20 protein-coding genes are annotated in these 20070 nt (G+C 73.6%); 12 read left to right on the plus strand and 8 right to left on the minus strand.

Going from position 1 to position 20070, the window contains the following annotated elements:
• The first annotated feature begins 2 nt into the window (after positions 1-2).
• A complete protein-coding gene (locus EV188_RS28275) occupies positions 3-1043 on the plus strand; it encodes an LLM class F420-dependent oxidoreductase (protein WP_133829698.1) in 1041 nt (346 codons plus the stop codon).
• Here EV188_RS28275 and EV188_RS28280 read toward each other — a convergent pair.
• The 4 genes from EV188_RS28280 to EV188_RS28295 all read right to left on the minus strand — a co-directional run bounded on the left by EV188_RS28280 (position 1040) and on the right by EV188_RS28295 (position 4824).
• Positions 1040-1693 carry a TetR/AcrR family transcriptional regulator gene (locus EV188_RS28280; RefSeq protein WP_133829660.1) on the minus strand — a complete coding sequence of 218 codons (654 nt, stop codon included), beginning with the start codon at positions 1691-1693 and terminating at the stop codon, positions 1040-1042. The two genes, EV188_RS28275 and EV188_RS28280, sit on opposite strands and share 4 nt — an antisense overlap.
• A 67-nt stretch (positions 1694-1760) precedes the next feature.
• A complete protein-coding gene (locus EV188_RS28285; protein ID WP_133829661.1) occupies positions 1761-2360 on the minus strand; it encodes a TetR/AcrR family transcriptional regulator in 600 nt (199 codons plus the stop codon).
• Positions 2357-3064 carry an acetoacetate decarboxylase family protein gene (locus EV188_RS28290; RefSeq protein ID WP_133829662.1) on the minus strand — a complete coding sequence of 236 codons (708 nt, stop codon included), beginning with the start codon at positions 3062-3064 and terminating at the stop codon, positions 2357-2359. The genes EV188_RS28285 and EV188_RS28290 overlap by 4 nt, the downstream gene beginning before the upstream one ends.
• The gene (locus EV188_RS28295) at positions 3061-4824 is read right to left on the minus strand and encodes an FAD-dependent oxidoreductase (RefSeq protein ID WP_243742053.1); all 1764 of its coding nucleotides are present in this window, start codon (positions 4822-4824) and stop codon (positions 3061-3063) included. Before EV188_RS28295 ends, EV188_RS28290 begins: the two co-directional genes overlap by 4 nt.
• Positions 4825-4982: 158 nt before the next feature.
• Here EV188_RS28295 and EV188_RS28300 point away from each other — a divergent pair, with 158 nt between their 5' ends.
• From EV188_RS28300 to EV188_RS28320, 5 genes are all read left to right on the plus strand, one after another.
• Entirely contained in the window at positions 4983-6191 is a 1209-nt protein-coding gene (locus EV188_RS28300; RefSeq protein ID WP_133829664.1) for an acetyl-CoA C-acetyltransferase, read from the plus strand.
• Positions 6192-6248: 57 nt separating this feature from the next.
• The gene (locus tag EV188_RS28305) at positions 6249-8405 is read left to right on the plus strand and encodes a 3-hydroxyacyl-CoA dehydrogenase NAD-binding domain-containing protein (protein WP_133829699.1); all 2157 of its coding nucleotides are present in this window, start codon (positions 6249-6251) and stop codon (positions 8403-8405) included.
• A gap of 191 nt (positions 8406-8596) precedes the next feature.
• Positions 8597-9748, plus strand: a complete 1152-nt coding sequence (locus EV188_RS28310; protein ID WP_133829665.1) for a CaiB/BaiF CoA transferase family protein — start codon at positions 8597-8599, stop codon at positions 9746-9748.
• Positions 9749-9801: 53 nt separating this feature from the next.
• Positions 9802-11145 carry a serine aminopeptidase domain-containing protein gene (locus tag EV188_RS28315; RefSeq protein ID WP_133829666.1) on the plus strand — a complete coding sequence of 448 codons (1344 nt, stop codon included), beginning with the start codon at positions 9802-9804 and terminating at the stop codon, positions 11143-11145.
• A 90-nt stretch (positions 11146-11235) separates the two neighbouring features.
• Positions 11236-11511 (plus strand): hypothetical protein, encoded by a 276-nt coding sequence (locus tag EV188_RS28320; protein WP_133829667.1) that lies wholly within the window; start codon positions 11236-11238, stop codon positions 11509-11511.
• Positions 11512-11526: 15 nt separating this feature from the next.
• On the opposite strand, the gene EV188_RS32030 is transcribed toward EV188_RS28320, so the two are convergent.
• Entirely contained in the window at positions 11527-11703 is a 177-nt protein-coding gene (locus EV188_RS32030) for a hypothetical protein (RefSeq protein WP_166660134.1), read from the minus strand.
• Positions 11704-11995: 292 nt separating this feature from the next.
• Between EV188_RS32030 and EV188_RS28325 the strand changes: the two genes are divergently transcribed.
• A complete protein-coding gene (locus EV188_RS28325) occupies positions 11996-12991 on the plus strand; it encodes an aldo/keto reductase family protein (protein WP_133829668.1) in 996 nt (331 codons plus the stop codon).
• Between the two features lie 69 nt (positions 12992-13060).
• On the opposite strand, the gene dprE2 is transcribed toward EV188_RS28325, so the two are convergent.
• On the minus strand, positions 13061-13822 hold the full coding sequence (gene dprE2 / locus EV188_RS28330) for a decaprenylphospho-beta-D-erythro-pentofuranosid-2-ulose 2-reductase (protein WP_243742054.1): 762 nt from the start codon (positions 13820-13822) through the stop codon (positions 13061-13063).
• A gap of 78 nt (positions 13823-13900) precedes the next feature.
• Here dprE2 and EV188_RS28335 point away from each other — a divergent pair, with 78 nt between their 5' ends.
• The 4 genes from EV188_RS28335 to EV188_RS28350 all read left to right on the plus strand — a co-directional run bounded on the left by EV188_RS28335 (position 13901) and on the right by EV188_RS28350 (position 16463).
• Positions 13901-14224: a P-II family nitrogen regulator gene (locus EV188_RS28335; protein WP_133829669.1), complete on the plus strand. Its 324-nt coding sequence runs from the start codon at positions 13901-13903 to the stop codon at positions 14222-14224.
• A 160-nt stretch (positions 14225-14384) separates the two neighbouring features.
• Entirely contained in the window at positions 14385-15386 is a 1002-nt protein-coding gene (locus tag EV188_RS28340) for a sensor histidine kinase (RefSeq protein ID WP_133829670.1), read from the plus strand.
• Between the two features lie 30 nt (positions 15387-15416).
• The gene (locus tag EV188_RS28345; RefSeq protein ID WP_133829671.1) at positions 15417-16049 is read left to right on the plus strand and encodes a maleylpyruvate isomerase family mycothiol-dependent enzyme; all 633 of its coding nucleotides are present in this window, start codon (positions 15417-15419) and stop codon (positions 16047-16049) included.
• Between the two features lie 30 nt (positions 16050-16079).
• Positions 16080-16463: a VOC family protein gene (locus EV188_RS28350; RefSeq protein WP_243742055.1), complete on the plus strand. Its 384-nt coding sequence runs from the start codon at positions 16080-16082 to the stop codon at positions 16461-16463.
• 3 nt (positions 16464-16466) lie between these two features.
• Here EV188_RS28350 and EV188_RS28355 read toward each other — a convergent pair whose 3' ends face one another.
• Both EV188_RS28355 and EV188_RS28360 read right to left on the minus strand, forming a co-directional pair.
• A complete protein-coding gene (locus EV188_RS28355; RefSeq protein ID WP_243742061.1) occupies positions 16467-18281 on the minus strand; it encodes a CheR family methyltransferase in 1815 nt (604 codons plus the stop codon).
• Positions 18282-18406: 125 nt separating this feature from the next.
• Positions 18407-19444, minus strand: coding sequence for a chemotaxis protein CheB (locus EV188_RS28360; protein WP_133829672.1), 1038 nt, complete (start codon positions 19442-19444; stop codon positions 18407-18409).
• A gap of 183 nt (positions 19445-19627) precedes the next feature.
• Here EV188_RS28360 and EV188_RS28365 point away from each other — a divergent pair, with 183 nt between their 5' ends.
• Positions 19628-19912: a hypothetical protein gene (locus EV188_RS28365; RefSeq protein WP_133829673.1), complete on the plus strand. Its 285-nt coding sequence runs from the start codon at positions 19628-19630 to the stop codon at positions 19910-19912.
• Positions 19913-20070 lie beyond the last annotated feature (158 nt).

The following is a 20070-nucleotide window of genomic DNA, read 5'->3' on the forward strand; positions in this document are numbered from 1 at the left end:
CCATGAAGGTCGGGATGGGGATCGCGTACGCCCAGGGCGGCTTCCGCGAGACCGTCGAGAAGCTCGTCGAGCTCGAGGAGATCGGGCTCGACGCCGTGAGCGTGGCGGAGCTGTACAGCTTCGACGCGGTCAGCCAGCTCGGCTACATCGCGGCGCGCACCTCGCGGGTGCACATCGAGTCCGGGATCGTCCAGATCTACACGCGAACCCCGTCCCTGACGGCGATGACCGCCGCGGGCCTCGACTACGTCTCCGACGGCCGCTTCGTGCTCGGCATGGGCGCCTCGGGGCCGCAGGTCATCGAGGGGTTCCACGGGATCAAGTACGACGCCCCCGTCGGGCGCACGCGCGAGATCGTCGAGATCTGCCGGCAGGTGTGGCGCCGCGAGAAGGTGCAGTACTCCGGCAAGCACTACACGGTGCCGCTGCCGCCCGAGCAGGGCACGGGCCTGGGCAAGCCGCTCAAGCTCATCAACCACCCGGTGCGGGCGCAGATCCCGATCATGCTGGCGGCGCTCGGCCCGAAGAACGTCGAGATGGCCGCCGAGCTCGCCGAGGTGTGGGAGCCGATCTGGTTCCACCCGGGCAAGGCGCAGGAGGTCTGGGGCGCGTCGCTCGAGGCCGGGAAGGCGAAGCGCGACCCGGCGCTGGGCGAGCTGCAGACCTCGGTCAACGTGCCGTTCGCGGTCGGGCCGGGCGCGGACAAGCTGCGCGAGCACGTGCGTCCGGCGCTCGCGCTCTACGTCGGCGGGATGGGCGCGAAGGGCAAGAACTTCTACAACGACCTCGCCGCACGGTACGGCTTCGCCGACGAGGCGGCCGAGATCCAGGACCTCTACCTCGCCGGCCGCAAGGACGAGGCGGCGGAGAAGGTGCCCGAGGAGCTCGTCCACGCCGTGTCGCTGATCGGCACCGAGGACGAGGTCGCCGCGCAGGTCCGCGAGTTCGCGGCCGCCGGCGTCACCCAGCTCAACATCCAGCCGCTCGAGCCCGAGCACGACACCGTGAAGTCGTCGCTCGAGACGCTGAAGTCCCTCGTCTAGGCCCTGCCGGGCCCGCCCTCGGGCAGCAGGAGCATGCGCGCGAGCTGCTTCCACTGCTCGAGGTGCGGGTCGGTCTGCGGGTCGCGCGGGTCGAAGCCGTAGGTCAGCGCGACCCCGCGCATGCTGGTCAGCAGCGTCTCGCGCAGCAGCGCAGCGCGGGCCGGGTCGGCGTAGTCCTCGAAGAACGCGTCGACGGTCTGGCGGATCGCCGCCCCGAGACGCCGCTCGGCGGGCAGGAGCGCGGCGGCGAGCGCCCCGTCCGTGCGCGCCGCGGTCCACAGCTCGACCGAGGCCCAGAAGTAGGCCTGCTGGTAGGTCCACCACATGACCTCGACGGCCCGGTCGAGGCGCGCGTCGGCGTCGACGTCGGCGGCGGGCAGGTCGGCGCGCGCGAGCCCGTCCTCGGCGAACCGGCTGGTCGCCAGGTGCTGGGCCGCGGCGACGAGCAGGTTCTCCTTCGACGGGAAGTGGTGCAGCAGGCGCCCGCGGGACACCCCGGCGCGGTTCTGGATCGTCAGCGTGGTGGTGCCGGCGTAGCCCGACTCCACGAGGCAGGACACCGCCGCGTCGAGGATGCGCGTGCGGCTGTCGGACGTCCGCTGCTCGCGGGACCGTCGCTCCGGCTCGGCCGCGGCGCGGCTGCTCACCATCTCGACCTCCCCCGTCTCCCGCCGGTCACCGTGTCGCCGACGATCGTGCCGCCGAGATCGCGAACGGTCAAACCTGACTGTCCGAGTGGGCCGTGTCGCGCAGGACGGCGAGCAGGACGTCGACGAGCAGAGCGCGGGTACCGGCGCGGTCGAGCGTGCCGCGCACCAGCCACTCCCGGGACGCGGAGCGCACCAGGCCGAAGAACGAGCGCACGCGGGCCCGGTAGGGGTCGTCCGGCGCGTCGGGGGCGAGGGCGGCGAGCACGCGGTCGGCGGCGATCTCGTCGGCCTCGGCGAGGATCGCGTCGACGTCGATGTCGCCCGCCGCGCCCGTGCCGACCGAGAGCCACAGGCCGCGGTGGCGCTCGACGGCGTCGAGGAACCAGTCCACGGCCGCACCGGCCCGGACCTCGACCGTGCCCGGCGGCAGCTCCTCGACGGCGACCGCGGGGATCGTCGTCAGGCGGCGCACGACCTCGAGGTAGAGGTCGCGCTTGGTGCCGAAGTAGTGGTTGATCAGTCCGCGGGCGACCCCGGCCTCGCGGGCGAGGTCGGTGGTCGAGACCGCCGCGTACGGGCGCGCGGCGAACAGGCGCAGGGCGCCGGCGACGATCTCCTCGCGGCGCGCGTCGGGGTCGAGCCGCCGGCCCCGGACCGGGGCGCTCATCGGCGTGTCGCGGGACCGAGCGTGTGGCGATCCTGGCGTCCAGTGCCAGCGATGCCGCATCGCTGGTTCTCCCGCGCACGGTCGGCCGGCGTCATCCCGAAGGACATGGCGAAGTCGTGGAGGGTCGCCGACGCGACGGGGCGCTTGCCGGCGAGGAACTGCAGCGGGCCCTCGTGGTCGAAGCGCCAGTCGGCGTGCAGCGTCCCGGGCGTGGCGCGGGTGGTCACCGGGCTCTCCCAGCACCGGCCGTGGAGGTCCTGGGCGAGGGTGAAGCCGACGTGCGGGCGCACCGGCAGGCGCGGACCGTGGCGCAGGCGGGCGGACGCGGCGGGGCGCTCGGCGCCCTCGAGGGTCGCCGTCGGCGCGCCGGCGTCGCCGCCGAAGGTCGCGAGGCCCTTGGGGATGCCCCAGAGCTCGCGCCCGCCGTCGCGCGACGCGGGGCTGTCGACCCAGATCGCGACGATGTGCGGGCGGACGCGGGTCCCGACGCGCCCGGCGACGGCGACCAGCAGCTCGCGGTAGCTCATGACCCCGCCGGGCGCGTAGTCCACCCACGCCGCCCCGACCGGCGTGCGGCCGCCGAGCGTCAGCGGGCTCCAGCCGTCGGGCCAGGTCGCGGTGGGCAGGGTGTGGGTCGGCACGACGAACGTCGACAGGTCCATCCGGCCGACCAGCGTCCAGGGCTCAGGCGGGTAGGTCGTCATGCGTGCGCTCCGAAGGTCGGGGTCGGTAGGTCCGTGCGCAGGGCGCCGGGGGCGTCCGCGGGCACGGCGGGACGGTCGGGGGCGACGGGCGCGACACGGCGGTACGGCTCGCCGGGCGCCGGCCGCGGGTCGGGCCCGCCGCGGTTGGGCCAGAGCGACATCGCCCGCTCGGCGAGTGCGGTGATCGTCAGCGACGGGTTCACGCCGAGGTTCGCGGGCACCGTGGAGCCGTCGACGACGTGGACGCCGGGGTGCCCGTGCAGCCGGTGGTAGGGGTCGACGACGCCGGTCTCGGGGGTCTCGGAGATCACCGCGCCGCCGAGGAAGTGGCCGGTGACCGGGAGGTTCACCAGCGTCGAGCTCGCGCCGACCGGGAAGCCTCCCATCCGCCGGGCCACGCGCCGCGCGACCTCGTGACCGGCGGGGATCCACGCCGGGTTCGGCGTCCCGGCGCCCGGCCGCGACCGCAGCCCGCCCAGGAACCGCCGCGGCGTCAGCGTCAGCGAGTTGTCCAGCGTCTGCATCACCAGCAGCACGATCGACTGCTCGGCCCAGCTCCTCGGCCGGTGCAGCGCCCGGAGGGTCTTGCGCGACCGCACGAGCTCGCCGGCAATGCGCCGCAGCGAGGGGCCGCGCTCGCCGAGGGACGCGTCGTGCGCCGCGGACGTGCCGTCGACCAGCACGGCGGAGAGCAGCGCGAGCAGGTTGGAGCCGCGGCCGTAGCGCACCGGCTCGACGTGGGTGTGGTCGTCGGGGTGGATCGACGAGGTGATCGAGACGCCGCGGGTGAAGTCGGCGGCCTCGCTCGCGGTGCGCGCGGCGAGGATGGCCTCGGAGTTGGTGCGCGAGAGCTCCCCGAGCCGCGGCGAGATGCGGGGCAGGTCACCGCGGCAGCGGAGCCGGTGCAGCAGCCGCTGGGTGCCGAGCGCGGACGCGGCGACGACGACCTGGCCGGCGCGCAGGGTGCGCCGGCCGCCCGGGCGCCCGGTGGCGCGCACGTCGACCTCGTAGCCCGACGCCCCGGACAGGTCGCCGCCCCGCGGGCGGATCGCCGTCGCCGTCGTCATCGGGTGCACCCGCGCCCCGGCCGCCTCGGCGAGGAACAGGTAGTTCTTGACCAGCGTGTTCTTGGCGTCGTGCCGGCAGCCGGTCATGCACTCGCCGCAGTGCAGGCACCCGTGTCGGGCGGGGCCGGCGCCACCGAAGAACGGGTCGGGCACCTCCTCGCCGGGCGGCGCGCCGAAGAACACGCCGACGTCGGCGGCCCGGTAGGTGTGGCCGACGCCCATCTCCTCGGCGACGTCGCGCATGACGGCGTCCGAGGGCGAGACGCGGGGGTAGGTGCTGACGCCCAGCATGCGGGCGGCCTGGTCGTAGGCGGGGTCGAGCTCGTCGGCCCAGTCGGTGACGCCGGCCCACTGCGGGTCCTCGTAGAAGGCGCGCGGCGGGCGGTAGAGCGTGTTGGCGTAGACCAGCGAGCCCCCGCCGACACCGGCGCCGGAGAGGACGAGGACGTCGCGCAGCGGGTTCGCCCGGAAGATGCCGAAGCAGCGGGCCCAGGGCGCCCACAGGTAGCTGCGCAGGTGCCAGGACGTCGCGGGGAACTCGTGGTCGGCGAATCGCCGTCCGGCCTCGAGCACCCCGACGCGGTAACCCTTCTCGGTCAGACGCAGCGCGGTCACCGAGCCGCCGAAGCCGGACCCGACGACGATGACGTCGTAGTCGGGGTCCGTGTCGGCGTCGGAGCGCAGGTCGGCCACGCGATTCACCCTCGTGAGTCGTTGGCAGCGTGTCAACGAGAGCCACACAACCCTACTGACCGGTAACCGTGAGCGACCCGCGTGTTGACAGCAGCGCAAAACAGTCCATAGTGACTGTTGAGAGCAGTCGGCTCGCACCCGCGCGAAGGGAACACCCCGTGACCGAGGCATTCATCTACGACGCCCTCCGCACCCCGCGCGGCCGGGGCAAGGCCACCGGTTCGCTGCACGCGACCAAGCCGGTGTCGCTGGTCGTGGGCCTGATCGACGAGCTGCGCAAGCGCAACCCGGAGCTCGACCAGGACAAGATCGAGGACGTCGTCCTCGGCTGCGTCAGCCCGATCGGCGACCAGGGCGGCGACATCGCCAAGACCGCGGCCATCGCCGCGGGCCTGCCCGACCACGTCGGCGGCGTCCAGCTCAACCGCTTCTGCGCCTCCGGCCTCGAGGCCGTCAACCAGGCCGGCCAGCGTGTCCGCTCCGGCTTCGAGGACCTCATCGTCGCCGGCGGCGTCGAGTCGATGTCCCGCGTGCCGATGGCCTCCGACGGCGGCGCCTGGGCGATGGACCCGGAGACCAACTTCAAGACCGGCTTCGTCCCGCAGGGCATCGGCGCCGACCTCATCGCCACGCTCGAGGGCTTCAGCCGCGAGGACGTCGACGCCTACGCGCTCGAGTCGCAGACCCGCGCCGCGAAGTCGTGGGCCGACCGCGCCTTCGACCGCTCGATCGTGCCCGTCGTCGACCGCAACGGCCTCGTCGTGCTCGACCACGACGAGCACGTCCGCGAGACGACGATGGAGGGCCTCTCGGGCCTCAAGCCGTCGTTCGCCGGCATCGGCGAGATGGGCGGCTTCGACGCGGTGGCGCTGCAGAAGTACCACTGGGTCGAGTCGATCAACCACGTCCACCACCCGGGCAACAGCTCGGGCATCGTCGACGGCGCCGCGCTGGTGCTGCTGGGCACCGAGGAGGCCGGCAAGCAGAACGGCCTCACCCCGCGGGCCCGCATCGTCGGCACGGCCGTCTCCGGCGCCGACCCGACGATCATGCTGACGGGCCCGACGCCGGCCTGCGAGAAGGTCCTGGCCAAGGCCGGCATGACCGTCGACGACATCGACCTCCTCGAGATCAACGAGGCGTTCGCCGCCGTGCCGATGAAGCTGATGAAGGACCTCGGCTTCCCGCACGAGCGCACCAACGTGGCCGGCGGCGCCATCGCGCTGGGCCACCCGCTGGGCGCCACCGGCGCGATGCTCGTCGGGACCATGGTCGACGAGCTCGAGCGCCGCGACCTGCGCCGCGCCCTCGTGACGCTGTGCATCGGCGGCGGCATGGGTGTCGCCACCATCATCGAGCGCGTCTGAGCCACCCCGGAACGTCACCCCTGTAGCGAAGGAGCAGCCAGCGCAGTGTCCGAGAACATGTTCCGGTGGGAGGCCGACGGGGACGGCATCGTCACGCTGACGATGGACGACCCCGACGCCTCGGCCAACACGATGAACCAGCGCTTCGGCGAGGACCTCGCGTCGACGCTGGACCGCCTCGAGCGCGAGAAGGACTCGATCACCGGCGTCGTGCTGACGTCGGCGAAGAAGACCTTCTTCGCGGGCGGCAACCTCGACGACCTCGTCAAGTACACCAAGGCCGACGCGCAGAAGGTCTTCGACCAGACCCAGGGCATCAAGGCCCTGCTGCGGCGTCTGGAGACCCTCGGCAGGCCCGTCGTCTCCGCCATCAACGGCGCGGCGCTGGGCGGTGGCCTCGAGATCGCGCTGGCCACCCACCACCGCATCGCCCTCGACGCCAAGGGCTCGAAGATCGGGCTGCCCGAGGTCACGCTCGGCCTGCTGCCCGGTGGCGGCGGCGTCGTGCGCGTCGTGCGCCTGCTCGGCCTGGCCGACGGCCTCATGAACGTGCTGCTGCAGGGTCAGCAGCGCGCCCCGAAGGCCGCGCTCGAGGCCGGCCTCGTGCACGAGGTCGTCGACAGCCCGGACGAGCTGATCTCGCGCGCCAAGCAGTGGGTGAAGGACAACCCCGAGGCCGTGCAGCCCTGGGACGAGAAGGGCTACAAGATCCCCGGCGGCACGCCGTCGACGCCGAAGTTCGCCGCGAACCTCCCGGCGTTCCCGGCCAACCTGCGCAAGCAGCTGAAGAACGCCCCGATGCCCGCCCCGTACCTGATCATGGACGCGGCGGTCGAGGGCTCGCAGGTCGACATCGACAACGCCGGCAAGATCGAGTCCCGCTACTTCGCGGAGCTCGCCTGCGGCCAGGTGTCGACGAACATGACCCGCGCGTTCTTCTTCGACCTGCAGGCCATCAACAAGGGCGCCTCGCGCCCCGAGGGCTACGAGAAGCACACCGCCCGCAAGGTGGTCGTGCTCGGCGCCGGGATGATGGGCGCGGGCATCGCGTACTCGTGCGCGATGGCGGGCCTCGAGGTCGTCCTCAAGGACGTCTCGCAGGAGAACGCCGACAAGGGCAAGGCGTACTCGCAGAAGATCCTCGAGAAGGCCGTCTCGCGCGGGAAGTCGACGCAGGAGAAGGCCGACGAGGTCCTCGCCCGGATCACGCCGACCGCCGACGCGTCGGCGGCGCAGGGCGCCGACCTCGTCATCGAGGCCGTCTTCGAGAGCCCGGACCTCAAGAAGCAGGTCTTCGCCGAGATCCTCCCGCACCTCGCGCCCGACGCCGTGCTGGGCTCGAACACCTCGACGCTCCCGATCACCGGGCTCGCCGAGGGCGTCGACCGCCCCGAGGACTTCGTGGGCCTGCACTTCTTCTCGCCGGTCGACAAGATGCCGCTCCTGGAGATCATCAAGGGCGAGAAGACCAGCGACGCCACGCTGGCCAAGGCCATCGACATCGCCCTGCAGATCAAGAAGACGCCGATCGTCGTCTCCGACAGCCGCGGGTTCTTCACCAGCCGCGTCATCGGCACGTTCATCAACGAGGCCGTGGCGATGCTGGGCGAGGGCGCCGCGCCGTCGTCGATCGAGCAGGCGGGCTCGCAGGCCGGCTACCCGGCCCCGCCGCTGCAGCTGATGGACGAGCTGACCCTGACGCTGCCGCAGCACATCCGCGAGGAGACCCGCAAGGGCGTCGAGGCCGCCGGCGGCACGTGGGTCGGGCACCCGTCCGACGCCATCGTCGACCGGATGGTCGAGCTCGGCCGCAAGGGCCGGTCCTCGGGCGCCGGGTTCTACGAGTACGACGAGTCGGGCAAGCGCACGCGGCTCTGGCCGGGCCTGTCCGAGGAGTTCGGCGCCGCCCAGGGCGACCTGCCGTTCGAGGACATGCAGGAGCGCATGCTCTTCGCCGAGGCCCTCGAGACCGTGAAGTGCTTCGACGAGGGTGTCCTGCACACCATCGCCGACGCCAACATCGGCTCGATCATGGGCATCGGCTTCCCGGCCTGGACCGGCGGCGTGGCGCAGTACATCGACGGCTACCCCGGCGGCCTGCCCGGCTTCGTCGAGCGCGCCCGCATCCTCGCCAAGGCCTACGGCGACCGCTTCGCCCCGCCGGCGTCGCTGGTCGACAAGGCGGAGAAGGGCCAGTCCCTGCGCGGGGAGTGAGCCCGTCGGCGTAGCCGGTGCACCCGGCTGCGCGTGGTGTTCCCGAACGAACGGCGCTCTCGCTGCTTCCGATGCAGCGAGAGCGCCGTTCGTGTTTCCGGGGTCGTCCGGTGTGCTGACCCATACCGTCAGCGCTGACTGTCTCGTAGGCTCGCCACGGACCGCGGGACGACGAGGAGGACGAGGGCCCCATGGGTGTGCTGGACGGCGTCAAGGTCATCGAGGTCGCCGGGATCGGGCCGGGCCCGTTCGCGGCGATGATGCTCGCGGACATGGGCGCCGACGTGCTGCGCGTCGACCGGCCGGCCGGGGGCCGCGGGCTCTCGCTCGGCAACACCGACAAGGACGTGCTCGCGCGCGGGCGGCGCTCGGTGGCCCTGGACCTCAAGGCGCCCGAGGGCCTCGAGGTGCTCATGGACCTCGTCGCGACCGCCGACGTGCTGCTCGAGGGCTACCGGCCCGGGGTGGCCGAGCGCCTCGGGTTCGGGCCCGACGACTGCCACGCGCGCAACGAGCGCCTCGTCTACGGCCGCATGACCGGCTGGGGCCAGGACGGCCCGCAGGCCTCGCGCGCCGGGCACGACCTCACGTACCTCTCGACGGCCGGCGTCGTCGCGCACATGCAGGGCCGCGACGGCGCGCCGGCGATCCCGATCAACCTCGTCGGCGACTTCGGCGGCGGCGGGATGCTGCTCGTCGTCGGCGTGCTGGGCGCGCTGATCGAGCGGGGGATCTCGGGGCGTGGGCAGGTCGTCGACGCCGCGATCGTCGACGGCGCCGCACTGCAGATGGCGATGGTCTACGGGATGCGCGCGGGCGGGCTGTGGCCGAACGCGCGCGGCGGCAACATCCTCGACGGCGGCGCCCCGTTCTACGACCACTACCGCTGCAGCGACGGCGGGTACGTGGCCGTCGGCGCCCTGGAGCCGCAGTTCTACGCCGAGCTCATGAAGGGCCTGGGGCTGGAGGGCGAGGAGATCGCCGCCAACCAGTGGGACATGGCGCGCTGGCCCGAGTGGCGCGCGCGGATCGGCGAGGTCTTCGCGACCCGGACCCGCGACGAGTGGGCCGCCGACCTCGAGGCGACCGACGCCTGCGTGGCCGCGGTGCTCGACATGGAGGAGTCCGCCCGGCACCCGCACAACAAGGCCCGCGGCCTGCACATCGACGCGTTCGGCGTGACCCAGCCGGCGCCGGCCCCGCGCTTCAGCCGCACCCCCAGCGGCACGCCGACGCCGCCGGCCACGCCGGGCCAGCACTCCGCGGAGGCGCTCGCCGACTGGGGCGTCGACCGCGACCGGATCGCGAAGCTGCAAGAGGCGGGCGTCGTCCACCAGACCTAGGCTCGAGCCCTTCGGCCGCCCCGAGGTCGTGTGAACCCGCCCGAGGAGGCACCGTGATCCTGACCCCGGCCGGGGCGTGGCGCGCCGTGGGCAACATGCGCTCGCGCGTGCTGGAGGGGCCGCTGGCCGACCTGCGCCGCATGCCCCGCACCGCGTTCGACACCGGGCCGGGCGACGCGGGCGACCACGGGGTCGGGCGCGCGCACGGGCTCGCCCGCGCCGGGTCGGTGAGCACCTACCGCTACGCCGTGCACCCGACGGCGCGACTGCGGGGCTCGCCGGTGGTGCTGGTGTCGCCGCTGGGGGCCTGCGGGGTGGCGTTCGACCTGCGGCGCGGCAACAGCCTCGTCGAGCACCTCGTCGGCGAGGGCCGGCCGGTGTACCAGGTCGACGACGAGGACCTCGTCGGCCACGGCGCCTCGATCTCGCCCGGTCCCGCCGACCTCGAGCGCTGGGTCGACGAGATCCTCCCCCACGTCGTGCGGACGGTCAGCGACGCGCACCAGGGCGCCCCGGTGCACCTGGTCGGCTGGTCGATCGGCGGGCTGCACGCGGTGCTCACCGCGGCCGGGCACGCCGACCTGCCGCTCGCCTCGGTCACCGCGATCGCCGCGCCGTTCACGCTCGACGAGGTGCCGCCGGTGGTCGGGGCGCGCCCGCTCGCGATCGCCGCGGGCGGCCCCGTGCTGGCGACCCTGCAGACGCTCCTGGCCCTGATGCCGCTGCCGCGCCTGCTTCGCGCGCTCGGGCTCGGCTCGCTCGACGAGCTGCTCACCGCGCCCCTGACGATGATCGCCCGCCTCGACGACCGGGAGTTCCTCGCGCAGCTCGAGGCCGTGGACGACCTGCGGGCCCTCATCGGCGACCAGGCCCGGTTCATCGGCACCTACTTCCGCGCGATGGTGGCGCCCGAGGACCTCGAGGCCGGCCGTGTCCCCGTCGGGCGCCGCGTGGTCGACCTGTCCGACCTGCGCCGCCCGGTCCTGCTCGTCGCCGGCGAGACCGACCGGGTCGTCCCGCCCCGCGCCGTCCGCACGGGCACCCGGCGCCTCACCGGCGCGGACACGCGGCTGACGACGGCCCCGGGCGGACACCTCGGCGTGCTCGTCGGGCGCGCCGCGAAGAACACGACGTGGGCGCGGATGTGCGCCTTCTTCGACCGCCACGACGCCCCGGTCACCGTCGAGGGCAGCACCCCGACCAGCCGCCGGGTCCTGCGTCCCGCGCAGGCCCGGCCGCGCGCGGCGGTCGAACCGCTGCGGCCGACGCGGCCCCCCGTCGAGAGCGACCCCGAGGACGGCGCGACGGCCGAGGCCCCGCCCCCGCGGGCCCCCGCCCGGCGCTCCTCGCGGCTGCCGGCGCCCAAGCGGGCGTCCCGCTCACCCCGCCGGAACTGACGGCCTGCTCATCGCCCGGTCGTCTACTGTGACGACGTGGTCTCGTTGCGTGACGCCCGCCGCGATCGGGGATGGTCGCAGACCACGGCCGTGGCGAGACTCCGCGAGCTGGCCGAGCGCGGCGAGGTCGACGTCGCCAGCGCCGCCAGCCTGAAGACCCAGCTGTCGCGGTGGGAGAACGGCACCGTGCCCGACGAGCCGTACCGCACGCTGCTCGCCGAGCTCTACGAGCGCGAGCTCGGCGACCTGGGCATCGACGTGACCCCGCACTGGGAGCGCGGCCACGAGATCCCGGGCCTGCTCACCGAGATCCGCGACGAGCTGCGCACGCTCAACGAGCTGCTGCGCGAGCGCGGCGGGGCCTGACCCCGGGTCGGCGCCTCAGGTCCGGGGAGGCCCCGCGACCACCCGCAGCGACCGACGCTCCTCCGGCGGCTCCACCCGGGCGAGCACCAGCCCGAGGGCGGCCACCGACACCGTGCCCACGGCGGCCATCGCCTCCGCGGTCAGGTCGAGGACATCGGCCAGAGGGCGCAACGGCGCCAGCAACACGTTCACGAAACCCCTACGACGTTCGGCGGTCATGGACCGGGCAGTGACGAGAGGGAGGACCCGCACGACGTCGCGGCCTCGGTGCCGCGGGGCGTCGGGGCCCGCTCGCTAGCTCGTGCACACCATCGTGCCAGCCGTGCCGAACGGCGGAACCCGCTGTCGCCGAAGTTCACACGTCGGCCACAGGGAACTGCGTCGACCGGTCGATCGTGTGAGCCGATCGGCACTGTCCTTCCGGTGACCGGGAGTGTTGATCTCTGCGCAGGCCGTCATCGGCATCGGCTCCTACGGTACGGACGTGCGCCATCGACAGCTCGGTTCGAGCGACCTGCAGGTGTCCGAGATCTCCCTCGGCTCCTGGCTGACCTACTCCGGCGGCGTCGAGGCCGACGCCACGGCGGCGTGCACGCGCGCCGCCTTCGACGCCGGCATCACGTTCTTCGACACCGCCAACGTCTACGGCCGCGGCGCCGCGGAGGAGGCGTGGGGCGGCATCCTCGCCGACTACCGGCGCGAGGACTACGTGCTCGCCACCAAGGTCTACTTCCCGATGTCGGACACCGACCGCGGCCTGTCGCCCGAGCAGATCCACAAGCAGATCGACGCCTCGCTGCGCCGCCTGCGCACCGACCACGTCGACCTCTACCAGTGCCACCGCTTCGACTCCGAGACGCCGATCGAGGACACGATGGAGGCGCTCGCCGAGGTCGTGCGCGCCGGCAAGGCCCGCTACCTGGGCGTCAGCGAGTGGACGCCCGACCAGATCCGCGCGGGCGTCGAGGCCTGCCCGGACGACGTGCGGATCGTGTCCTCACAGCCGCAGTACTCGATGCTGTGGCGCGCGCCCGAGGCCGAGGTCTTCCCGACGACCGCGGAGCACGGGATCTCGAACATCGTCTGGTCGCCGATCGCCGAGGGTGTGCTCACCGGCAAGTACAAGCCGGGCGAGCCGGTCCCCGTCGACTCCCGCGCCGCGAGCGACGAGATGAACGGCTTCATCCGCCAGAAGCTCACCGACCGCACCCTCGAGGCCGTGCAGCGCCTGGTCCCGATCGCCGAGGGCGCGGGGCTGTCGATGGCCGAGCTGGCGATCGCGTGGGTGCTGCGCCGCCCGGAGCTCGCGTCGGCGATCGTCGGCGCGTCGCGGCCCGAGCAGGTGCACGCCAACGCTGCCGCCGCGGGCATCGAGCTCACGGCGGACACCCTGGCAGCGATCGACGAGGCGCTGGGCGACGTCCCGGTCACCGGCCAGCAGCTCGGCCCGGGCGCCTCGCCGGTCATCACGCACCGCTGAGGCGCTGCCGCGCACGTGAGTGGTCCGGGTCGCCAGGGCGACCCATGTCACTCACGTGGGCGCAGCCCCTCACCGCGGGAGGCGCCGCCAGGCCCACCGGGGCAGCAGGCGCATCGCGGTGAACAGCACCCGCAGCGCGCCCGGCACCCACACGACGTCGCGCCCGGCGGCCAGCGCGTCGGCGGTGGCGTCGGCGACCTGGCCCGGCGTCGAGGAGAGCGGCGCCGGGTCGAGGCCGCTGTCGGCCGTCATGCGCCCGATGACGAACCCCGGGCGCACGAGCGTGAGGTGCGCGCCGCTGCCGTGCAGGGCGTCGGCGAGCCCGGAGGCGAACCCGTCGAGCCCGGCCTTCGCGCTGCCGTAGACGTAGTTGGCGCGCCGCACCCGGACCCCCGCCACCGACGAGAACACGACGATCTCGCCCCGGCCCCGCGCCCGCATCCGGGCCGCGACCTCGGTGAGCACCGCGACCTGGGCGACGTAGTCGGTGTGCACGACGGCGGCCGCGTGGGCGGCGTCGCGCTCGGCGCGGCCCTGGTCGCCCAGCACCCCGAAGGCCACGACGACCGTGTCGGGCAGCCCGTGGGCCGCATCGACCTCGTCGAGCACCGCTGCCTGGCCGGCGAGGTCGTCGGCGTCGAACTCGACGGTCGCGACCTGCGCCCCCGCGCTGCGCACCGCCGCGGTCTCCGCGGTGAGCTCGCCGGCGCGGCGCGCGGCCAGCACCACCGTGCCCGCGCGCCCGGTCGTCGCGAGGCGGCACGCGAGGGCCACCCCGATCTCGCTGCGGCCGCCGAGGACCAGGACCACCGGGTGTCTCTGAGCGGGCACGGCGGCAGCGTAGGCGGCCCCTCGCCCGATCACGTCCGGCCCCGTAGCGTCTCGGCGAGGCGGACGGGAGGACGCGCGGTGAAGACGGTGCACGCGATGATCCCGCCCCACGCGCTCGACGCCGCGCGCCGGGCGCTCGAGCGGCACGCGGTGCTCGGGATGACGATCTCCGAGGTCCTCGGGCCCGCCCCGAACGGCCAGCGCACCGTGCAGCGCGGCCAGGTCGTGCAGGACAGCTACGCGCCGTGCCTGCGGCTCGAGGCGATCGTGCACGACGAGCTCGTCGACCGCGTCGTCGACGAGATCGCGGCCGCCGTGCACCCCGAGGGACGGCTGTGGGTGACGCCGCTGGACCTCGTGCTCCGGGTCCGGACCGGGGAGCGCGGCGAGGACGCCGTGTGAAGTTGTGTGAAATCTCTATGACCCGGTACGCCCAGTCGTGACGACCGTCTGGCGCATCGCTCCACCCGCTGAGCGGAACTCGCTGTCGCGATCGCCACGGATCCGGCGAGGATCGACCCCACGTCGGGGGACGGCGCCATCAGACGAGTGATGGTCGGGGGTGAGTACGTCGGACAACGCCGGACGTCATCGCCGCGGCCTCGGCACCAGCGGCACCCCGGGCTCCGGACGCGGCTTCGAGCACGCGGCGCTCTTCTACGACGACGAGGCGCAGTTCGTCACGGGCGTCGTCGACCACGTGCGCGAGGGCCTCGAGGTCGAGGACGCGGTCGTCATCGCGCTGCCCGGCGAGCACCTCGGCCCGCTCCGCGACGCCCTCGGCGGCGACGCCGGCGCCGTCGTCCTCCAGGACGTGCGGCGCCTCGGACCCAACCCCGCGCGGCTCGTCCCGGCGCTGCACCGGTTCATGGACGAGCACCCGGACCGCCGCGTGCGCGCCGTCGGCGGCGGGCTGTGGCCGGACCGGCCCGCCGAGGAGCGCGCCGCCTACCTGCAGCACGACGCGCTGACCAACGTCGCGTTCGCCGATCGGCCGGTGACGATGCTCTGCCCGTACGACACCCGGTCGCTCGACCCGGACGTCCTCGCCGACGTCCGCGCCGCGCATCCCCTGCTCGTCGAGGGCGGGGCGCCGGTCACCAACGTCACCTACGCCGACCCCGCGAAGCTCGCCGAGACCGTGCTCGGTCCGCTGCCGGAGCCCCCGGACCTCGGCGAGACGCTCGTCTACACGGCCCCGCACGGTCCCCGCGCCGTCCGCCGGGCGGTGGCCGACCACGCCGCGGGCGCGGGGCTGTCGGCCGACCGCGTCGCGGACCTGTGCCTCGCCGTGCACGAGGTCGCCGTCAACACGATCGTCCACACCGAGGGGCCCGGCATCCTCTCGCTCTGGCACACCGACGACCGGGTGGTCGCGGAGATCCAGGACTCGGGCCACGTCGCCGACCCGCTCGCCGGCCGGCACCCGCCCGAGGACGCCGACGGGCGCGGGTACGGCCTGTTCCTCACCCACCGGCTCTGTGACCTCGTCCGGCTGCACAGCTCCGAGGACGGCGGCACGACGGTCCGCATGACGATGTACCTGGACGGGCGGCCGCGCTAGGTTCTGCCCCTGCCGACCTGGGGGGACGCCGTGGACAGCGCCGAGCTGCAGACCGCCATCGAGTCCGAACGGCTCCGGCTGGCCGACGTGCTCGAGCAGCTCGCGCCCGAGGAGTGGGACGTCGAGACGCTCTGCACGGGCTGGACGGTGAAGACGCTGGTCGCGCACCTCACGCTGACGTCGCGGATCACGCGTCTCGAGGCGCTGCGGGGCGTCGTCGCGGCCCGGTTCGACATCAACGCCTTCATCGACCGCGCCGCGCGCGCCCGGGCCGCGCAGTACTCCCCCGCCGAGCTGATCACCCAGTTCCGCGAGTCGGCGGGGTGGACGCAGCGGCCGATGGGCGCGAAGCCCACGGACCCCCTCGTCGACATCCTCACCCACGGCCAGGACCTCACCCGGCCGCTGCGCCGGACGCTGCCGATGTCGCCCGAGCGCGTGGTGCCCGCACTCGACTTCGTCCTGTCGACGTCGTTCTACGGGGCGCCGAAGCGGATGGCGGGCCTGCGCCTCGTCGCGACCGACATCGACTGGACCAGCGGTGACGGCGACCACGAGCTCCGCGGCCCGATCGGAGACCTGCTCCTCGCCTCCACCGGCCGCCCCGCGGGCCTGGCCGCCCTCGACGGCCCCGGCGTCGCGGACCTGGCGGCGCGCCTGTAGAGGTCTTGCCCCGCGGAGCATGCTGGGTCGGTGAGCGCACTCGGCGACGCGGGGCTGATGGGCTTCGTCGGGGTGTCCGACCTCGACGCCGCGCAGCGCTTCTACGGCGACGTCCTCGGCCTCGACCTGAAGGACGAACGGCCGTTCGCGCTGGTCGCCGACGTCGGCGGGACGATGCTCCGGATCACCGAGGTGCCGGCGCCCGCGGCCGCGCCCTACACGGTGCTCGGCTGGTCGGTGCCCGACATCGCGGCGGCGGTCGACGAGCTCACGGCGCGGGGCGTCGTGTTCACGCGCTACGAGTTCATGGACCAGGACGAGCGCGGCATCTGGACCGCGCCGGGCGGGGGCCGGATCGCGTGGTTCCTCGACCCCGACCGCAACAACCTCTCGCTCGCCCAGCTCTCCCCGTGAGGGTCAGGCCGGGGGATCGAGCTGGTCCATCAGCACGATCACCCCGGTCGGCCGGCTGTCCCGCCCGGTCAGGGGGGAGACCGTGATGGCGAGCTGCACGGTGCGTCCCCGGCGGTTGATGGCCTCCAGGCGCAGCGGCTCCTCCCCCGGCGGATCGCCGTGCAGCACGTCGCGGACCAGCGGGCGGAGACGTTCGGTCGCCAGGCCGATGTCGAGGTTGAGCAGGTGCTGGCCGACCGCTTCGTCGGACCGCAGCCCCCACAGGTCGTCGGCGCGGCCGTTCCACGCCTGCACGATCAGCTCGGTGTCGACCACCACGACCGCGGTCCGGAGGCTGCCGAGCACCGACTCGAGGAAGTCGTTCGCGTGGTCGAGCTGGGAGGTGCGGTCCCGCAGCTCGTCGTTCATCGACTGGAGCTCGTCGTTGGTGGACTGGAGCTCCTCGTTGGTGGTCTCGAGCTCCTCCACCGTCGACTGGAGCTCCTCGTTGGTGGTCTCCAGCTCCTCCACCGTCGACTGGAGCTCCTCGTTGGTGGTCTCCAGCTCCTCCACCGTCGACTGGAGCTCCTCGTAGGCGGTCTCCACCTGGCGGTGGGCCGACTGCAGCTCCGCGGTCATGCGGCGGTACCGGGTGACGTCGGTGAAGAACAGCGCGACCGAGACCCCGTCGTCGCTGCGCCCCTGCAGCGGGACGATCTGGATGTCGAAGAAGAGGGTCTCGGAGGCCGAGCGCGAGAACTCGGCCTCGTGCTGCCACAGCGAGGTCCGGTTGCGGCGGACGTCCTCGTACGACGACCGCAGCCCGGCGATCCGGTGGCACAGCTCGAGCTCGGTGAAGCGCCGCCCGATCTCGCGCGAGGTGATGCCGAGCTGCGCCTCGGCGCGCTGGTTGGCCTTGGCCACCACCTCGTCCGGCGTGACGACCAGCGTGGCCAGCGGGCTGAGCAGCAGCGTCTCGTCCTCGAGCTGCACCTCGGCGCGCGTCTGCGCGACCTGGCCCCGGCCGAGCGCGCCGCCGAACCGACCGGACGGGTCGACCTGGTCGGCCTTCCGGAAGAACCGGCGCTTGAGGTCGACGGGCAGGAAGAGCCGTCCGTGGCTGAGCAGCATCTCGGCCTTGCCGAGGAAGAGCACGCCCGTGGTGTTGAGGGCGAAGTGGAACCGCCGCAGCACCTGCGCCTGGGTCTCGGCGTTGAGGTACATCAGGGTGTTGCGGCAGACGAGCAGGTCGAGCCGCCCGATCGGGGCGTCCTGCACCAGGTCGTTGCGGCCGAAGATGACGCAGCGGCGCAGGTCGCTGCGGAACGCGAACCGCGACCCGACCCGCTCGAAGTAGCGCTCGCGCCACTCGTCGGGCAGGGCCTGGAGCTCCTTCTCCCCGTAGGTGGCCTGGCGCGCGGTGGCCAGGGCGTCCTCGTCGACGTCGGTGGCGTAGACCTTCACCCGCTGGCGGAACTCCTCGATGCCGAGCGCCTCGGCGAACACCATCGCGAGGCCGTAGGCCTCCTCGCCGCTGGCGCAGCCCGCCGACCACACGCGGACCGGCTCGCCCCGCGGCTTCGAGGTGAGGATCTGGGGCACCACCTGGTCGGCGAGCTCGCGCCAGGCCTCGGGGTCGCGCAGGAAGCCGGTGACGTTGATCAGCACCATGTTGAAGAGCTGGGTGAACTCGTCGGTGTCGACCTGCAGCATGTCGTGGTACTCGGTGAAAGACTCGACGTTGATCTGCTGCATCCGGCGCACGACCCGGCGTCGGATGCTCGACCGCTTGTACCCGGTGAAGTCGAACCCCCGGCTCTCCTTGAGGAAGTCGAGCAGCGCCTCGAACTCGACCTCGAACTCGCCCTCGGGCTCGGTCTCGGTCTCGGTCTCGGTCTCGGTCTCGACCCCGTCGACGGGGTCGGCCGGCTCCTCCGGGATCTGCTCGGCCCCGGCCTCGTCGGTCACAGCACCTCTCCGTTCGTCGTGGTCTCCTCCGTCGAGGAGGTGCGGCCCGCCGGCTCCACCAGCAGCGCGCGCACCAGTGAGGCGGCGCGGAGGGCGTCATGTGCCGTCTCTCGCGCCCGGGTCACGACCCGGGACGAGTTCCGGGCGGCCGCCGTCGCGGCGATCCGGTGCTGGAGGGCGGCCTTCTCCTCCAGCGCCTGCAGCGCGGCGTAGAGGGCGTCCTCCACACGGCCGTTCTGCTCGACGTGCAGGCTCTCCTCGGTCCACGAGTGGCCGACCCGGCAGCGGTAGTGCAGCAGGTGCCGCTCGCTGAGGTCGAACAACGGTCCGGAGCAGTCCGGGCAGGACAGGCCGGCCGGCGGGCCGGGCGGGTCGGACCTCGCGACCTCGGTGGTGTCGTTGCGGGCCACCGCGACCTCGTAGACGAGCTGCTCGCTCGCACCCCGGCCGCCGAGGCTCGGCCGGGCCGCGAGCTCGACGAACACCTCGGCCAGCGCGGCGACCGGCCGCACCACCGCGCCGGGCACCTGGTGGAGCGCGGCGCGCGGCATGTCGGGGAACAGGGCCTCCTCCGGCTCCTGCACCACCGCCGTGCCGCCGTGCCGGACCATCTCGAGCAGGCCGGCCGACCCGTCGTCGAGCATGCCGCTGAGCACGACACCGATCGCGGAGGGCCCCGCCTCGAGGGCCAGTGAGCGGAAGAGCGGGTCGACGCTCGGGCGGTGCCCGTTCTCCTTGGGGCCCCGGGACACGACGAGACGCCCGTCGTGGACGAGGAGGTGGTGGTCGGGCGGGGCCACGTACACCCGGCCCCGCTCGACGACCGCGCCGTCCCGTCCGTGCTCGACGGGCAGCGCGCACCGCCTGCCGAGCAGGTTCGGCAGCACGGTGGGGGCCGTCGGCAACTGGTGGAGGACGACGAACACGGCCGCCGGCAGGTCCGCGGGGAGTCCCTCGGCGAGGTCGAGCAGCGCCTCCACGCCACCCGCCGACGCGCCCACGCCGATCAACGTCGTCCCGTCGCGCGCGTCCATGGGCGGTGCGCCTGCCTCTCGGCGCGCTCCGCGAGCGCACCCGGATCGAGGTTCGAGGGACACGGCCGGTGGGTTCTCGCCGTGAGGGCACGCATGGTAGCCCCGTCAGGGGGACGGCCGCCGTTGCTCGGTCACGGCGAGCCGCCGTGGGGCATCCTGGACGGCACACACCCGGAGGTGGCCATGAGCGAGGACGAGCCCGCCGCCCTGGAGGAGAACCGCGCGATCCGCGACTCGGTGCACGAGCACGCCGTCCACCTCCGCCGCCGGATCCGCAGCCTCGCAGGAGAGATCGCGGTCTCCGAGGACACGCTCGCGAGGGTCCTCGAGGACGCGGCCCGGCTGCGCCCGCACGCCGCGGGCCGTCTCCGGGAGGCGGCTCACCAGGCCCGGCTCTACGCCGAGCAGGAGCGCCACGTGTCCGAGTACGGCTGGCCGCTCGAGGACCCGCCCACGACGACGACCTGACGTCGACCTCGCCGGGGGACAGGCACCACCCGCCGCGGCGGCTGGTGGCCACGGAGGACGGCACCTAGACATCCCACGGTCGTAGGAGGTCAAGCCGCGGGGGCGTTTGTCTTGTCTGTAGCCGCGGGCCAGGCGGTGGCTTCGTTGTAGGGCTGCTG

Source organism: Actinomycetospora succinea (assembly GCF_004363095.1).
Taxonomy (GTDB): domain Bacteria; phylum Actinomycetota; class Actinomycetes; order Mycobacteriales; family Pseudonocardiaceae; genus Actinomycetospora; species Actinomycetospora succinea.